The organism is Zunongwangia atlantica 22II14-10F7 (assembly GCF_002094855.1).
GTDB lineage: Bacteria > Bacteroidota > Bacteroidia > Flavobacteriales > Flavobacteriaceae > Zunongwangia > Zunongwangia atlantica.
In genome coordinates, this window is record NZ_ARYN01000009.1 from 94,857 (window position 1) to 110,963 (window position 16,107).

At 35.0% G+C, this 16,107-nt stretch carries 14 protein-coding genes; 11 read left to right on the forward strand and 3 right to left on the reverse strand.

What is annotated here, in order from left to right; translation table 11 throughout:
• Positions 1-90 precede the first annotated feature (90 nt).
• Both IIF7_RS11055 and IIF7_RS11060 read left to right on the forward strand, forming a co-directional pair.
• Positions 91-576 (forward strand): DUF4168 domain-containing protein, encoded by a 486-nt coding sequence (locus IIF7_RS11055; RefSeq protein ID WP_084841753.1) that lies wholly within the window; start codon positions 91-93, stop codon positions 574-576.
• Positions 577-808: 232 nt separating this feature from the next.
• Positions 809-1,405 carry a hypothetical protein gene (locus IIF7_RS11060; RefSeq protein ID WP_084841754.1) on the forward strand — a complete coding sequence of 199 codons (597 nt, stop codon included), beginning with the start codon at positions 809-811 and terminating at the stop codon, positions 1,403-1,405.
• 2 nt (positions 1,406-1,407) lie between these two features.
• Here IIF7_RS11060 and IIF7_RS11065 read toward each other — a convergent pair whose 3' ends face one another.
• On the reverse strand, positions 1,408-2,949 hold the full coding sequence (locus IIF7_RS11065) for a GH3 family domain-containing protein (RefSeq protein ID WP_084841755.1): 1,542 nt from the start codon (positions 2,947-2,949) through the stop codon (positions 1,408-1,410).
• Positions 2,950-3,204: 255 nt separating this feature from the next.
• Here IIF7_RS11065 and IIF7_RS11070 point away from each other — a divergent pair, with 255 nt between their 5' ends.
• From IIF7_RS11070 to yidC, 6 genes are all read left to right on the forward strand, one after another.
• Positions 3,205-3,792: a carboxymuconolactone decarboxylase family protein gene (locus IIF7_RS11070; RefSeq protein WP_176218940.1), complete on the forward strand. Its 588-nt coding sequence runs from the start codon at positions 3,205-3,207 to the stop codon at positions 3,790-3,792.
• 19 nt (positions 3,793-3,811) lie between these two features.
• A complete protein-coding gene (locus tag IIF7_RS11075) occupies positions 3,812-4,681 on the forward strand; it encodes a histidine kinase (RefSeq protein WP_084841756.1) in 870 nt (289 codons plus the stop codon).
• Positions 4,678-5,046: a response regulator gene (locus tag IIF7_RS11080; protein ID WP_084841757.1), complete on the forward strand. Its 369-nt coding sequence runs from the start codon at positions 4,678-4,680 to the stop codon at positions 5,044-5,046. The genes IIF7_RS11075 and IIF7_RS11080 overlap by 4 nt, the downstream gene beginning before the upstream one ends.
• A 63-nt stretch (positions 5,047-5,109) precedes the next feature.
• Positions 5,110-5,343, forward strand: a complete 234-nt coding sequence (locus IIF7_RS11085; protein WP_084841758.1) for a DUF3820 family protein — start codon at positions 5,110-5,112, stop codon at positions 5,341-5,343.
• A 158-nt stretch (positions 5,344-5,501) separates the two neighbouring features.
• Complete coding sequence (locus tag IIF7_RS11090; protein WP_084841759.1) at positions 5,502-7,121, forward strand: CTP synthase; 1,620 nt, start codon at positions 5,502-5,504, stop codon at positions 7,119-7,121.
• Between the two features lie 104 nt (positions 7,122-7,225).
• Entirely contained in the window at positions 7,226-9,091 is a 1,866-nt protein-coding gene (gene yidC, locus IIF7_RS11095) for a membrane protein insertase YidC (protein WP_084841760.1), read from the forward strand.
• Between the two features lie 70 nt (positions 9,092-9,161).
• On the opposite strand, the gene IIF7_RS11100 is transcribed toward yidC, so the two are convergent.
• The gene (locus IIF7_RS11100) at positions 9,162-10,139 is read right to left on the reverse strand and encodes a fasciclin domain-containing protein (RefSeq protein ID WP_084841761.1); all 978 of its coding nucleotides are present in this window, start codon (positions 10,137-10,139) and stop codon (positions 9,162-9,164) included.
• Between the two features lie 68 nt (positions 10,140-10,207).
• On the opposite strand from IIF7_RS11100, the gene IIF7_RS11105 reads away from it, so the two are divergent.
• The 3 genes from IIF7_RS11105 (at position 10,208) to IIF7_RS11115 (ending at position 13,190) form a co-directional block, all read left to right on the forward strand.
• The gene (locus tag IIF7_RS11105) at positions 10,208-10,900 is read left to right on the forward strand and encodes a toxin-antitoxin system YwqK family antitoxin (RefSeq protein WP_245801619.1); all 693 of its coding nucleotides are present in this window, start codon (positions 10,208-10,210) and stop codon (positions 10,898-10,900) included.
• Positions 10,901-11,036: 136 nt separating this feature from the next.
• The gene (gene mnmA / locus IIF7_RS11110; protein WP_084841762.1) at positions 11,037-12,224 is read left to right on the forward strand and encodes a tRNA 2-thiouridine(34) synthase MnmA; all 1,188 of its coding nucleotides are present in this window, start codon (positions 11,037-11,039) and stop codon (positions 12,222-12,224) included.
• 21 nt (positions 12,225-12,245) lie between these two features.
• The gene (locus IIF7_RS11115; protein WP_084841763.1) at positions 12,246-13,190 is read left to right on the forward strand and encodes an NAD(P)H-dependent flavin oxidoreductase; all 945 of its coding nucleotides are present in this window, start codon (positions 12,246-12,248) and stop codon (positions 13,188-13,190) included.
• On the opposite strand, the gene IIF7_RS11120 is transcribed toward IIF7_RS11115, so the two are convergent.
• A complete protein-coding gene (locus IIF7_RS11120; protein ID WP_139801308.1) occupies positions 13,187-15,910 on the reverse strand; it encodes a hypothetical protein in 2,724 nt (907 codons plus the stop codon). The genes IIF7_RS11115 and IIF7_RS11120 overlap by 4 nt on opposite strands.
• Positions 15,911-16,107: the final 197 nt, after the last annotated feature.

Consider the following 16,107-nt stretch of genomic DNA (forward strand, 5'->3'; position numbering starts at 1 on the left):
AATCTGGATTCTTAACAGAATATGTTTTGAATGCCAAGGATTAAATTTTAGGTTTACGGGATATTAATTATAGAAAAAACGACAAAATTTATGTTTAAGTCAAAAAAGATTGCAGGTTTACTTTTTGTTTTTGCACTAATAACTGGATCGGCTGCGATAGCACAAACCCCAGCAATGCCACAACAACAAAAGGTAGATGTAGATGTAAGTGACGCTGAGCTTTCTAAATTTGCGAAAGCATATCAGGGATTACGAATGATGAATCAGGAAGTAAATCAAAAAATGATGAAAACTGTTCAGGATGGTGGTTTAGAAGTTCAACGCTTTAATGAGATTCACCAGGCTAGTCAGGACCCTAATAAAGAAGTAGAAGCTAGTGAAGAAGAGCTTGAAAAGCACAAAACTATTCTTGCTGAAATTGAAGGTATGCAGGGTGATTTTCAGAAAAAGATGGAAACCACAATTAAAGATCAGGGATTAACTTTAGAGCGTTTTGAAAAATTATCAATGGCGCTACAAACAGATCAGGAACTGCAAACCCGTTTGCAAAAAATGATGCAAAAAGGACAGGGATAATTTAATCCAAGATTCGATAATTTAAGCAGCAATTTTTATTGCTGCTTTTTTTATGAAATTATTTAAAATATCATATCAATTTTAAACGCAATTTAACAGCTACACTTTTTACCAAATCTCAGCTTTACGTAAATTGAGTTAAAATAAAATTGTGAAGTCACAGGTATTTAAGATCACATATACTCTACTTTTTTTATGCTGTATCTTTCCTAGTATTTGTGAAGCCCAAACCATGAAACAAAAAGACAGCTTAAAATTTACAAATAAAGAAGTACCAGACATTATTTGGAGAGAAACCTACATTGCACTTTCTCATTATCCAGAATTAAAGGACACTCCAATTACCTTTAAATTCAAAAAAAACATAAAAAAGTCTTTCATGCAGGCTCAACCTAGCTTTTCAGGGATTTTTAAGAATAGAAAAAAAAGAGCCTACTTTATTTTTATAAATGAAGAAATTAAAATTGAAGACGAAGTCTTTACGGTTACCGATGCGCCAAAAGATGTGATTATTGGCTGGATCGCGCACGAGCTTGGTCATATTATGGATTATAGAAACCGAAGCGGAATAAATATGCTGTGGTTTGGTGTAAAGTATCTAACTTCCCATAATTATATTCGTGAAGCTGAAAGAGCTGCTGATACCTATGCCGTAAATCACGGACTTGGCCATTACATCATAGCCACGAAAGATTTTATTCTAAACCAATCCAATCTTTCAGAAAATTATAAAAACCGAATAAAAAAGCTCTACTTATCTCAGGAAGAAATCGTAGAGCTTGTAGAACATCTTGACGAGCTGGAAGAAGAATCTCTGGAAAAAGATTAAAACTAATATTTGTTGGTTTTAAGTTCTTTTTTTACAAATTCCTCAAATTGGGCAAATTTTTCTTCGTTCATTACTTTTTCCATTTTTACCTGTCCGCCTTTCTTTTTATTCGCACCACTCCACTCCGGAAAAATTTCAGGAGGCACTACAGTCACTTTTACACCTTTCAAGGCTTTGCTTCTGGCAACCCCATAATTTTTATTGGCATCTTTCAAACTTTGATCTAAAGCCTCAGCAAGTTCGTCTTCTGATGCAGAAGTTTCTGTACCCAAATACCAAGAATGATAAAATTCGCCATCTTCAAAACGTTTGGCAGCGATGGTAAATTCAGGGATTTTAATATCAAATTTCTCTTCCAGCGCTTTTACCGCATCATTCATTTTATTTACTGAAAGTTGCGAACCAACAACATTCAGAAAAAATTTAGTTCTACCCGTAATTCTAATCTCATACTTTTCTTTATCGGTAAATTTAATGGTATCCCCAATAATATATCTCCAGGCGCCAGAAACCGTACTAATAAGAAGCACATAATCTTTTTCTTCTTCAACCTCGTTTAGAGGAATTACCGGTGCATCATCTGTTAAAGAACCATCCTGATTTATATAATCTGGCTCAAAAGGAACAAATTCAAAATAAATTCCGTTATCCAAAATTAGCTTCATGCTGTGAGTATCTGGGCGCTCTTGTAAGGCCAAAAATCCCTCTGAAGCTAAATAGGTATCGATTACCTGAATTGGTTTTCCCAATAAGGCATTAAAACTTTTCTCGTAAGGCTCAAATGCCACACCACCACTGGCATACACCTGCAAGTTTGGCCAAACTTCATGAATATTTTTTACGTTATGATGTTCGATCACTTTCTTCATCATTAATTCCATCCAGGACGGGATACCACTTAAAGCACCTATATCCCAGCTTTTGGCATTTTCAGCAATCTTTTCTACACGCTTATCCCAGTCGTCTATTTTAGCAATTTCCTCGCCTGGTTTGTAGTAACTACGAAACCAAAAAGGAATATTACTGGCACTAATTCCGCTAATTTCTCCTTCTTCGTGGTCACCCTCATGATGTAAATCTGTAGAACTACCAAGCATCATAATTTCTTTCTCGAAAAACTCAGGTTCCAAGTTGAAATTCGATAAAGCACCAACCTGTTTTATTCCGGCATTTCTAATACTCTCCACCATTTCGTCTGTAACCGGAATTCTTTTGCTGGATTTACCTGTAGTACCAGAACTTAATGCAAAATAATGTGGTTTTCCCGGCCAGGTAATATCTTCTGCACCTTCATGAATTTGTGACCACCAACGCTCATTTAGCTTATTATAGTCGAAATAAGGAACATGTTCTGCAAAAGCTTTTACAATATCTTCTGAGTCTAAGATTTCAGAAAATTTATAGAATTTTCCAAAGGAAGTGTCTTTAGCTTTTTCAAGTAAATTTTTAAGCACTTCTTTTTGAGCTTTGATTGCATCAGGTTCAGAAACAATAGTATCTCTTAAATCAATTAAACCTTTAATAATCGATCCTCTAATTGCCATTTTTTGGTCGTTTTTATTTGACTTTGAAGATAAATAAAACTCAAATTTCAGCGATTCTAATTGATTTCATTTATAAATAATTTAACGCTAAAAAGCATAAAAATCAGCCATCTAACCAATTTCTCATTATGAATCATAAATAATTGCAAATGTTTTCTAACATATAGCTTTTTTAATTTAATTTTTTATTTATTTTGCCCGAATATTATTACGGCCCTCAAACAAAAACACTAATTAGTTAGAATCCTACATTTTATGAGTAAAATTACTACGAAGAAACTATCCAGATATCCTATGGTTTCTTACGACGATGCTTCTGCTGAAGTAAAGGCTATTTACGACGATACTAAAAAAACCCTACAACTTCCTTTTGTTTTAAACTGGTTTAAATGTCAGGGCGGTAATGCTACACTTTTAGAGGGTAACTGGAACAAGTTGAAAAACACTCTAATGAAAGGTGATGTTCCTAACGTTTTAAAGCAATTAATTATCTATAACGTATCAAAATCCAGAGGTTGTAATTATTGTTCTCATGCTCACGGAATTTTTGCAGATAGTATGAGTTCTATGATTTCTGAAGAAGAAGGTTTTAAAGCTACTGAAAACATAGATTCTCCATCAATGCCTGCAAGTTATAGAAAAGCCGTAACTATAGTTACTAAAGCAGCATTACAGCATAGTGAAATTTCTGATGAAGATTTTGCTGAACTTGAAGCCGTTGGTTTTTCTAATGCTGAAATTCAGGAATTAATGGCGCAGGCAGATTTAGTAAATATGCTAAATACTATTGCAGATGTTTCTGGAATCAAAATAGACAACGAACTTTTAGAAACTCCGGAATAATTTACGGCAATTTGCATTAATGTCATCTATTCAAAATAACGTATCGCAACTATACAGAATTACCTACGAGGCTTATTCTAAATTTGCGAACGGAATTAATAGATGTACAAGTTTTCCTGAAATTGGCCTTGTTGTAGAGAAGCATTTAAAGTACATTCTTAATTTTCATGTTATAAAGTTACTTATAGAGAAAGATAATAATCTCTTTGAGTATTCTTTATGCGGAAATGACATTTGGTTCAAACAAAAAAATCTGGAAGATTTAAGTGAAGAAGAATTAAACCTGGCTAAAACAGGTATACCCATTAGAACAAGTAATATCCCTAAAGATATTGCAGATGGACGGCTGGATATTTCTAAGCTTCAAAATCCACAATTATGGGCCTGGCTTTTTAATAAAGATGATCATAAAATGATTATCTCTTTGGTTGCAGATGAAAACCGAATTTTCACCAGCCGAGATATCGATATTTTAAAGCTCGCTGCAGATTGTTTTGATGCTAAATTTAAAGAGCTTAACCTTAAACGGGAATTAGCAAAAAAGAATAGAATTTTAGAAGGAGCGCTTACAACCATTCAGGAACAAAACGCTGAAATCCATAAAATCAATAAGAATCAAAAAAAGATAATTAAAAAAAGGACAGAAGAAATTGTAAAAAAGAATGAAAAGCTTTTAAAAATTTCTGTTCTTAATGCTCACAATGTAAAAGAACCATTATCAAGAATTCAGGGAATCGTCGAGTTATTCGATTTAATGGATGATGAAAGTTGCAGGGAAGAATTGCTACCAAGGTTAAAATCTTCGGTAAACGAAATGGACGAAATTGTGAGAAAAGTTATCGATATGGCTTCTAAAGAATTAATAGAATTAAACGCTAAAAATAAATGACCCCAATTATTTTAGTAGATGATCAACCTATAGCCAACTTTATAACTAAAAAGTTATTAGAAATAGAAGGCTATAAGGACAATGTAAAAGATTTTACAGATGCTTCAATTGCATTCGAGAACTTAAAATCTGAAACTACCGCGATTATCTTCTTAGACCTTAACATGCCGGTAATGTCTGGCTGGGATTTTCTGGAAGCCATGCAAAAAAATGGATTAAGCCATAAAACAATTATTCTTTCGTCTAGTACCAGTGAACTAGATATCGAAAAAGCTAAACAATATCCCTGCGTAATCGATTACGTTGTTAAGCCACTAAATAAGACGAAATTCAATCAAATCTCATCTTATTTAAAAGTGGGATAAATTTTATAAAAATAGTACTAAAGCCACAAAGCTAAGATTTAACTTTGTGGCTTTATTTTTTATATGAATAACAATCAGGAAGAACTACTTAAGCTGGCTTATACAAAAATGCCCTTTGGCAAATACAAAGACTGGTATTTATCAGATATTCCAGAGCCTTACTACGTATGGTTTAATAAAAAAGGCTTTCCTGCCGGAAAATTTGGCGACCAGCTACGCCAAGTTCATGAATTAAAGGTAAACGGAATGGAATTTCTACTAAAGGAGATCAGAAAAAGATATCCTAAAAACAGCTAATTTCAATATTATATAAAATAAAAATTTCTCTATAAACATCGAATTTAAAAAGACTTAAAGAAAGCTTAAATATTAGCATTCAAATTTAGCTGCTTTTTCTATTCTTCTTCGTAATTTAGCGCCCTGAATAATTGGAACGCTTCAAACACTCTTTAAAAATGGCCGAAACCAAGTATATATTTGTTACCGGTGGCGTTTCCTCTTCTTTAGGAAAAGGGATAATCGCAGCATCACTAGCAAAATTATTACAAGCCCGTGGCTTCAGAACCACTATTCAGAAATTAGATCCTTACATTAATGTAGATCCAGGAACTTTAAATCCTTACGAGCATGGCGAATGTTATGTGACTGAAGATGGAGCAGAAACAGATCTTGATCTTGGCCATTACGAGCGCTTTTTAAATGTAAACACCTCTCAGGCAAACAACGTCACCACTGGTAGAATTTACCAAAGTGTGATCGAAAAAGAACGCCGTGGTGAATTTTTAGGAAAAACCGTACAGGTTGTACCACATATCACTAACGAAATTAAAGAACGTATCCAGATTCTTGGTAAGAAAAAAGAATATGATATCGTGATTACTGAGATTGGTGGTACTGTTGGTGATATCGAATCTTTACCATACATCGAAGCTGTACGCCAACTTAAGTGGGAACTAGGTGATGAAAATGCATTGGTTATTCATTTAACTTTAGTTCCGTTTTTATCGGCTGCCGGAGAGCTTAAAACCAAGCCTACCCAACATAGTGTAAAAACTTTGATGGAAAGCGGACTTAAAGCTGATATCCTGGTTTGTAGAACAGAGCACGAACTATCAGACGATATTCGACGAAAACTGGCTATATTTTGTAATGTTAGGCAAGAAGCTGTAATCCAGTCTATCGATGCGCCTACCATATACGATGTTCCAAATTTAATACTGAAGGAAGGTTTAGATACCGTAACCCTGAAGAAATTAGATTTACCAGACGAAACTACTCCTAATTTAGACCAGTGGAATCAATTTCTTGATCGACATAAAAACCCAAAAGCCGAAATAAGAATTGGTCTTATTGGAAAATATGTAGAACTTCAGGATTCTTACAAATCAATCTTAGAAGCCTTTATTCATGCTGGTGCAGAGAATGAAGTTAAAGTTATTGTTGAAAGTATTCATTCAGAATTTATAAATGAGAATACCATCAAAAACAAAATTTCGCATTTAGATGGTGTTCTAGTTGCTCCAGGTTTTGGGGAACGTGGTATTGAAGGAAAAATCGACGCGGTACAATTTGCCCGAGAAAATAAATTACCATTCCTTGGGATTTGTTTAGGTATGCAAATGGCAGTAATCGAATTTGCTCGAAATGTACTTCAGTTAAAAGGTGCCAATTCTACAGAGATGGATCAATCTACCAAACATCCTGTGATCGACATCATGGAAGAGCAAAAAAACATTACCCACATGGGTGGTACAATGCGTCTTGGTGCCTGGGATTGTCATTTAAAAGAAGGATCTGCAATTCATGAGGTTTATGGTAAGGCAGATATTAAAGAGAGACATAGACATCGCTACGAATACAACAACAAATACAAAGAGCAGTTAGAAAAAGCAGGAATGCTAAGCACAGGGATCAACCCTGAAACCGGACTTGTAGAAGTTGTAGAGCTTAAAGACCATCCTTGGTTTGTAGGTGTTCAATATCACCCAGAATATAAAAGTACGGTAGCAAGTCCTCATCCATTATTTGTTGCCTTTGTAAAAGCCGCTTACGAATATTCGAAAAAGAAATCTTAATGCCAGTTTGGCATTAAATAAAATATTGGTCATTTTTTTGACTAATGATAAGGACATCAAATAAAAATCCTTTTTAAGGGTTTAAGTTTTTAGGAAAATATAGAATGGAAGAAAAGAAGATTGATATCCAATCCATCATTGGATTTATTTTAATTGGGGGAATTTTAATCTGGATGTTGTACACCAATAGTCTGGAACGACCTCAAGAAGAAACAAACACACCCGCGAGCACAGAAGAGATTGCATCTCCTGCAAATTCTAATCAGCAATTAGCAAACCAAAACAACGCTAATACCCCAGCAACAGATTCGGCTGCCATTGCACAGGCGCAAAGCAGACTTGGAGCCTTTGGGTATTCGGCTACATTAGCTTCAGCAGAAGATAACACGACGGTTATAGAAAATGATGTATTGCGTTTAGAGGTTGCAAATAAAGGTGGTTATATAGAAGAAGCTGTTTTAAAAAATTACAAAACATACGATTCTATTCCTGTTTACCTGGTTAAAGATGGTAATGCAAAATTCAATCTTAATTTTACCACTACAGATGGTAGAACTTTAGATACTGAAAATCTATATTTTGAGCCAAGTATTTCTCAAAGTGGAGACGATCAGGTATTATCGATGAAATTAAAGGTTTCTGAAACCGAATATCTGGAATTTCGTTACGCCTTAAAATCTGGTGAATATATGACAGATTTCAATATTCGTTCACAGGGACTTGCCAGTACTTTTAATGCTTCACAACCTATTAATCTAAACTGGGAATTAAAAGGTTACCGTCACTCCAAAAGTATCTCTTATGAAAATAAGTATACTGTTTTGGCATACGAATATGAAGGCGATAAATATGACGATCTTGGGCATGGTGATGATGAAGAAACCGATGAGGACATATCCTACATCGCTTATAAGCAACATTTCTTTAGTTCTATTTTATTAACAGACACTCCGTTTAAGAATGCCAGATTCCAGTCAAATAATTTAGTTGAAGACGAAGAGGTTGATACTACATTCACTAAAGCTTTTGCTACTAATTTACCGTTAGAGCTTCAAGGCGGTGAGTTAAATTATAATATGAATTGGTACTACGGGCCAACAGATTATAAACTTCTTAAAGAATATGATAGAAACCTAGATGAAATTGTACCGCTAGGCTGGGGAATCTTTGGATGGATTAACAAATATGTTTTCATTCCTTTCTTTGGTTTCTTAAGTGGTGTTTTACCAAGCTACGGTATTGCAATTATCGTAATGACTATTGTAGTTAGAATTGTACTTTCTCCAGTGACTTATAAATCGTATTTATCTCAGGCGAAAATGAAGGTTTTACGTCCTGAAATTAACGAGATAAACGAGAAGTATAAGGATAACGCTATGAAAAAGCAGCAGGAAACCATGAAGCTGTATAGCAAAGCAGGTGCAAGCCCAATGAGTGGTTGTTTACCGGCATTAATGCAAATTCCTATTTTCTATGCGTTATTCCAGTTCTTCCCAAGTGCATTTCAGTTAAGACAAAAAAGCTTCCTTTGGGCAGATGATTTATCAAGCTACGATGTTATTGCAGAATTACCTTTCCATATTCCATTTTATGGAGAACACGTAAGTTTGTTCCCAATTTTGGCCTCCGTAGCGATATTTATATACATGCAGATGACAACGGGACAAAGCATGCAGGCGAACCAACAACCAGGGATGCCAAACATGAAGTTCTTAATGTACCTCTCTCCTATCATGATGTTATTCTTCTTTAACAACTATGCGAGTGGGTTATCATTATATTACTTTACTTCTAACTTAATTACTATAGGGATTATGTTAGTGATCAAAAACGTAATCGTAGATGAAGATAAGATCCATGCAAAAATCCAGGCAAACAAAGCTAAACCTAAAAAACAAAACAGGTTTACCAAAAAAATGCAGGAAATGATGGAGCAGGCTGAAGAACAGCAAAAACGTAACAAAAAATAATTGTTGCTGAAATTATATAAAAAAGCCATTCAAATCGAATGGCTTTTTTTATTCTTATTTATTCTGAAATCTACTGAGTAATCACTCTGTCAATTCTCTGAATTACGCCATTAACTGCCTGAATATTTGGTGTCGTAATATTAATAATCTCACCATTTTCTAATTGAATTTTAGGACCGTTATCTTCATAGAACCTTAACTGTGTTCCCGCATTAGATGTCACTTGTAAGGTATCTTCAATGGCTTCTGTACGCACATTTTCCTGCGGAATAATATGATTATTTATAATAATTTCCAGTTCATTTTGAGGAACCTCTGCAAGACTAGCAAAATTATTTTCAGCTAAATAATTAGACACAGCTTCTTCTGAAGCCTGAAGAATGGTATATACCGCTTCTTCGTCTTCTAAGCGATCCAGATAATTTTCAGCAGAATATTCAGACAAAATACTGGCAAAACTATCCTCTGAACTTTGCTGACTAACCAATAAAAAATCGGTAAGACTTGGCAGTGATAAAAATGTAGAAATAGGATTTAAATAACCATTATCCAATAAAATATCACCCTGCGCTAAAACAACTTCAGCTTCATTATTAATATAAAAACTATCATCTGCAGTGGCCGTATACATACTCAGCAATCGATCTGAAGCATTCCCCACACCTAAACTTCTAATATATCCATCTGGAAATTGGCTTAAGCTACTTGCCCCAGGCTGCAAATGATACCTAAGATAATTTTCTAAGATATCTAAAGGCACATCACTAATATTGGTATAATTGTTTTCTGAAAGAAAACTATTAAAAGCAGCATTACTTGGCGCAAAGATCTTGTATTGCTGGGTGGTAATATTTAAAACCGAATCTAAGCCTGTAAGATTTAAAGCTGTGGCCAATACCGAATAGTTAGAATTATTCAGGATAAAATTATTTATTGTATTATCTGGAATAACCACATCTCCTGGATCATCCGAAGTTCCACAGGAGCTTGAGGCACAGCACAAAATAAAAATTAGTACGATTTTTGCTAATTTCAGAATAAATTTCATCAATTTTAGTTTTATATAAAGACTAAAATAAGCAGAGAATAATTAATATTTGTGTAATATCTGTTAATATGAAAATCGACAAATTTATGAGCCTTTTTAATTTTTCAACAAAAAGAATTGCCAATAAAATCGTATGCTTAAGCTTAACATTTTTAGCTTTTCAGCATCTTAGTGCCCAAGAAGGGCTAAACTTAACCGATGCACAGGGAAAAAGACATGGTGAATGGAAAGTAAACTTCCCAGGGAGCAGTCAAACAAAATTCGAAGGCACTTTTAATCATGGTAAAGAAACCGGGAAATTCAAATTCTATAAAAAAGGCTACGAAAATCATCCAAGCGCAATTATGAATTTTGAAACCGGCAGTGATTCTATCTCGGTAAAATATTATACTCAAAAAGGCGAAGTAATTAGCGAGGGAATGATGCTAAATAAAAAACGAGCCGGTAAATGGACTACCTATCATCATAAAAGCGACCAGATAATGATGACCGAATATTACAAAAATGATATTCTAAACGGTGTGCAAACTACATATTTCAAAAATGGCAAAGTTGGCGAAAAAACAAATTATGTAAATGGCATAAAAGATGGCCCAAGCCAGATTTATGCTGATAACGGTCAACTTTTACAGGATCTTAATTACAAAAACGGCGAGTTAGACGGCCATCAAACCTATTACAAACCTGATGGGAGCTTAGTTGCTGAAGGTGATTATAAAAATGGAAGACGCATCGAAGATCAAACTAACTCTAAAAATTAGTCCAAAATTCAACGAATATCGATACAATTTTTAAGGTGGCTTTCGCCACCTTTTTTTATTTCGTAATTTTACACACTTTATTTCGACTTTATAAAAGATCAGGTTAAAATAGCCTGATCGATCAAGTTTAAATTCTATGAAAAAAGTTGTAGTAGGACTCTCGGGAGGTGTAGATAGTAGTGTTTCAGCCTATCTTTTAAAAGAACAGGGTTACAAAGTTATTGGATTGTTTATGAAGAACTGGCATGACGATTCAGTGACCATTTCTGATGAATGCCCATGGCTAGAAGATAGCAATGATGCGATGATCGTAGCAGAAAAATTAGGAATTCCTTTTCAAACGGTAGATCTAAGCGAGCAATACAAAGAGCGTATCGTAGATTATATGTTTAACGAATACGAACGCGGTAGAACTCCAAATCCAGACGTTTTATGTAATCGTGAGATCAAGTTCGACGTTTTTATGAAGATCGCCCTTTCTTTAGGCGCAGATTATGTGGCGACCGGCCATTACTGCCGCAAGGGAGAGATCGAAAAAGATGGCGAAAAAATCTATCAACTTTTATCGGGAAAGGATAATAATAAGGATCAGTCTTACTTTTTATGTCAGCTTACCCAGGAACAACTTTCTAAAACCCTCTTCCCTATTGGCGAACTTCAAAAATCTGAGGTACGTAGAATTGCTGCGGAACAGGAATTAGTTACAGCAGATAAAAAAGATTCGCAAGGACTTTGTTTTATAGGAAAAGTACGTTTACCCGATTTTCTTCAGCAAAAATTAAAACCGAAAGAAGGTAATATTGTTGAAATTAAATCTGATATCGAAACCTACAATATCGATATTCCTGAATTTGACTCTAAAATTGAAGAATTAAAATTTCTTGCTCAAAAGCATCAATATCAGCCAAATGATGGCAAGGTTGTAGGTAGACATCAAGGTGCGCATTATTTCACCAAAGGACAGCGTAAAGGTTTGGCCGTTGGCGGAACTCCAGAGCCTCTTTTTGTGATCGACACCGATGTTGAAGAAAATGTAATTTATACAGGACAGGGAAAAAATCATCCTGGAATTTATCGAAAAGCGCTTTTTATCAATGCAGATGAAGTGCATTGGGTGAGAAAGGATCTTAGTTTGCAAGCAGATGAAACCTTGCAGCTAAAAGCAAGAATTAGATATCGCCAACCTTTACAGGATGCGACTTTACACCAAACTGAACACGGAATGTATATTGTTTTTGAAACTCCGCAAGCCTCTATTACAGAAGGTCAGTTTGTTGCCTGGTATGATGGCGAAGAATTATTAGGATCTGGTGTAATTTCTTAAATTGCGGGAAACAAACCTGCAATGTCTACAAATAGGATTACCCAACTTTTCAATATAAAATATCCACTTATCCAGGCCGGAATGGTCTGGGCAAGTGGCTGGAAACTGGCAAGTGCCGTTAGTAATGCTGGCGGACTCGGGATTATTGGTGCAGGATCTATGTATCCTGAAGTGCTTAAAGAACATCTCTTAAAATGTAAAAAAGCGACAAATAAACCTTTTGCAGTAAATGTGCCTATGCTCTATCCCAACGTGGAAGAGATCATGCAAATAATTATTGAAGAGAAAGTACCTATCGTTTTTACTTCTGCCGGAAATCCAAAAACCTGGACAAAATTTTTACAGGATCATGGCATTACTGTAGTACACGTTGTGAGTAGTGTAAAATTTGCCTTAAAATCTCAGGAAGCCGGTGTAGATGCTGTTGTTGCTGAAGGTTTTGAAGCCGGTGGCCATAATGGCCGGGATGAAACCACAACCTTCACTCTGATACCAATGGTAAAAGAAAAGTTGGATATTCCGCTAATTGCAGCAGGCGGAATTGCTACCGGTCGTGGGATGCTGGCAGCTATGGTTTTAGGTGCCGATGCCGTACAAATTGGTAGTAGGTTTGTGGCTTCAAATGAAGCTTCTTCTCATATTAATTTTAAAGAAATGGTGATTAATGCACAGGAAGGTGACACCAAATTAACTTTAAAAGAACTTGCTCCTGTTCGCTTGCTTAAAAATAAATTCTTCGACGATATTCAGGAATTGTATACCAAAAATCCTTCAAAAGAAGAATTACAACAACTACTAGGCCGCGCTCGCGCAAAAAAAGGAATGTTTGAAGGCGACCTGATAGAAGGTGAATTAGAGATTGGCCAAATTTCAGGATTAATAAATACAATAAAACCAGCAGCTGAAATCGTAAAAGAAATCATCGATGAATTCGAAAGTGTGAAATCTCAATTACATCAATTTTAATTAGAGATATCGCTGGTATCTCTTTGCTTTACAGGGTAAGAGATTTCGCGGTAACCAATTTGCCCATTAGGCGTAATTACCTCAATAACAAGCATTATTTCTTTGGCATTATCTGGATTAAAATAAGAAACCTGGGCTGGTTCACCATTTTCGAGTTTTAATTGCGGTTCCCAATATACTACACTACGTAAATCTGGCTCTTCACTTTCAAAACGTTCTTTGTTCTCATAATTTGGCTGATAGAATTCTTTTTCGGGTGAATAACCTTTTATGGTAGTTCTTAAAATGCCTTTAGGTTTTTGAGCTCCAAAGATTCCCTTTTTACCATGCGTATAGATTGAAATAACATCTCCTGTTGGTGGAATTTCCATCGGACTCACAAATGGATAAGCCTGCTGATATAAGCGATTAAAATGTTTCGCAAAACGTATAATTTCAACGCTTTTTACTTCACTAGGTGGAATATTAGGAATTAGCGGATAATTTAGATTATTCACTACCATCCCATCCATCATTAAAATTGTGGTGCCACCGCCCCCCATAACTTTTGCTTGCAGAGCGCCACCCGGTTCTTCAATATCACGCTGAATCCTAATATCGTCTGGAAAATTGAACATTAAAACGCTATAAAGCCCAAAAGACCAGTCTTTTTCTTTATCCTGAATATCTTTGCCGTTTATAACCACATCTGGTTTACCGGCAAGTTCTGCGGTTTTCTGGCGTTCTTCCGTCATTTGATAAGCTTCCAGAATAACTTCATCTAATTGGTTTATTCCTTCAGCTAATTCATACGAAAACTGCCTTTGTTGTTGGCGCTGTTCATAATTCACAATTTCAGAAAAAATACTATCTGGTTTTTCAATTTTAAGTCTGTTTTCAAAATCTACCGGTAAAATTTCGGGATCATTAATATTAATTTCAAAATTCCTTTTGTTACCACCTTTTTTACTCTGGATCACGATCTCCCGTGTTTCTTCATTTAAAAAATCGATATTAAAAATAAATCTTCCCAGGTTATCAGTTTCAAAAGTTTGTATAACAGGTTGATCTCCCAAAGCCATAAACGATAATTCTACGCCCTCTTTTGGTTGATTAAAAATAGCGCCGTTAACCTTTCCATCTATCGCCAGTACAGGTTCTTGCTGGTAATCTATAGAAACACCGGTAGTGTCGTATTTATATTTTCGCCATCCCTGGGTTAGCAGCAGCGCATCTATATCTCTTAAACGATAAATATCATCTCGATTAAAATAAAGCCCAGGATGTTCTACTTCTCCACGAAGCTCTGAGGTTAAATAAAAATATGGAATTATAGAATTACGCCTTTTTTGCTCTTTACCTAAAGGATCTTGTGAAATTGCCAGCACAGATATTTCAGCGTCTATAGCATTTCCCATACTATCTTTAACCTGAATATTCAGGTTTGTTTTTTCACGTGAATTATATTCGTTTTTGTTGGTATTTACTTCAATAGAAAGAGGTTCACTGCCAGTGTCGTTAAAATACAAACGCTCGGCTACAGGCTTTTCAAACTCATCGATTAAAGTAAAACAAATAATTCCTTGAGGAAAACCTTTAGATGGTAATGAAGTATTGAATTGCCCATCTTTTACCGCTCCTTTTATATCAAACAATTTAATCCCCCTAAAACTACTGCGTATAATTACAGAATCTGTTTTATTTGTGGTAGAAGCAATTAAACTAATCCTATCCCCGGTTCTTCGGGCAGAAACAATACTTCCTTTTTCTAAAACTTCGGGCAACGGATATTCGCTTGTATTTAAGTTGATATTCGTAAGTTTTGCAACATATTTTTCAGAATTTTTAGGCTCTAATACCGCCACGCCCATTCCAAATTTGTTGGTTTTAAATTTAGTAATCGTATCGCGATCTTTGTTAAGGATAATTCCTTCAGCATAAATCCCGTCACCTTTAAAATCCAATGCTTTTATTCCCAAAAAATTAATTGTTCCGGCTAAAAGATTACCGCTTTCTGGCAGGATTTGGAGATCAACCTTACTTTCATCTAAACCAACAGTTTTTCGCGCCGTAAATCCGTTCTCGGTAAGCATATGAATCCCTACATAATCTGGTTTTTCTTCTAATTTATAGCTCAGTTTGTAAAATCCATCATTTTCTTTTATTTCTACGGAATCCTTCTTTGCAGTATTAAAATCTAAACCGACTAATATTTTACGTTTCTGAAGGCTGTCTAATTGCTTTGGATTAAACATAGCTTCCAAAAAAATTTCACCTTCTCTATCTACAATATTGATATTTTGAATTCCTACATCGTCCTTAGGCTGATATGGAAAAATCCTGAAGTATTTTGAAAAAATAAAATCATTACTAAAATTACGGTTCCACCTAGTGTACGCCCTAATTTTGTATAATCCGGGCGGCATTTTTTTAGGAATCTCGAAGTGATTATTGCCACTTCCATCTACAATTTTCACCAGTTTCTGATTAATTATTTGCTTCTCTGGCCCTATAAGATCTACATGAAGCACGCCAGATCGTTCAGATGGTTTATGATCTACTGCGTTTGCCACTAAAGCTTTAAACCACATGGTACTGCCAGCAGCATAATTTTCACGATCAAACTGAAGATAAATTTTCTCTGCATAGGCTGCCTTAGATAAAATTCTATCGTCCTGAGCAAAGCCCAAATTCAAAAATGCGAAGAAGATGACTATAAATGAGTAGTTTTTTGATTGCATAATAATTGAAAATTAGGTTAGATAGTTAACCCGAAACAAAAACTGTGCTAAATGCATTAACTAATGTTACTTTATTTTAAAAATTATGAAATAAAGTAGAATTTACACACAAATACAGTTAATTCATTTACAATTTATTACAATAAAAAACAGTCTCAAAAAATATAGGTCGAAATTCGATAAAATCGACTATTATT

Excerpts from the sequence above, each read along its gene's own strand:
- IIF7_RS11055 (WP_084841753.1), top strand. The coding sequence starts at position 91 with ATGTTTAAGTCAAAAAAGATTGCAGGTTTACTTTTTGTTTTTGCACTA.
- IIF7_RS11060 (WP_084841754.1), top strand. The coding sequence starts at position 809 with ATGAAACAAAAAGACAGCTTAAAATTTACAAATAAAGAAGTACCAGAC.
- IIF7_RS11065 (WP_084841755.1), bottom strand. The coding sequence starts at position 2,949 with ATGGCAATTAGAGGATCGATTATTAAAGGTTTAATTGATTTAAGAGAT.
- IIF7_RS11070 (WP_176218940.1), top strand. The coding sequence starts at position 3,205 with ATGAGTAAAATTACTACGAAGAAACTATCCAGATATCCTATGGTTTCT.
- IIF7_RS11075 (WP_084841756.1), top strand. The coding sequence starts at position 3,812 with ATGTCATCTATTCAAAATAACGTATCGCAACTATACAGAATTACCTAC.
- IIF7_RS11080 (WP_084841757.1), top strand. The coding sequence starts at position 4,678 with ATGACCCCAATTATTTTAGTAGATGATCAACCTATAGCCAACTTTATA.
- IIF7_RS11085 (WP_084841758.1), top strand. The coding sequence starts at position 5,110 with ATGAATAACAATCAGGAAGAACTACTTAAGCTGGCTTATACAAAAATG.
- IIF7_RS11090 (WP_084841759.1), top strand. The coding sequence starts at position 5,502 with ATGGCCGAAACCAAGTATATATTTGTTACCGGTGGCGTTTCCTCTTCT.
- yidC (WP_084841760.1), top strand. The coding sequence starts at position 7,226 with ATGGAAGAAAAGAAGATTGATATCCAATCCATCATTGGATTTATTTTA.
- IIF7_RS11100 (WP_084841761.1), bottom strand. The coding sequence starts at position 10,139 with ATGAAATTTATTCTGAAATTAGCAAAAATCGTACTAATTTTTATTTTG.
- IIF7_RS11105 (WP_245801619.1), top strand. The coding sequence starts at position 10,208 with ATGAAAATCGACAAATTTATGAGCCTTTTTAATTTTTCAACAAAAAGA.
- mnmA (WP_084841762.1), top strand. The coding sequence starts at position 11,037 with ATGAAAAAAGTTGTAGTAGGACTCTCGGGAGGTGTAGATAGTAGTGTT.
- IIF7_RS11115 (WP_084841763.1), top strand. The coding sequence starts at position 12,246 with ATGTCTACAAATAGGATTACCCAACTTTTCAATATAAAATATCCACTT.
- IIF7_RS11120 (WP_139801308.1), bottom strand. The coding sequence starts at position 15,910 with ATGCAATCAAAAAACTACTCATTTATAGTCATCTTCTTCGCATTTTTG.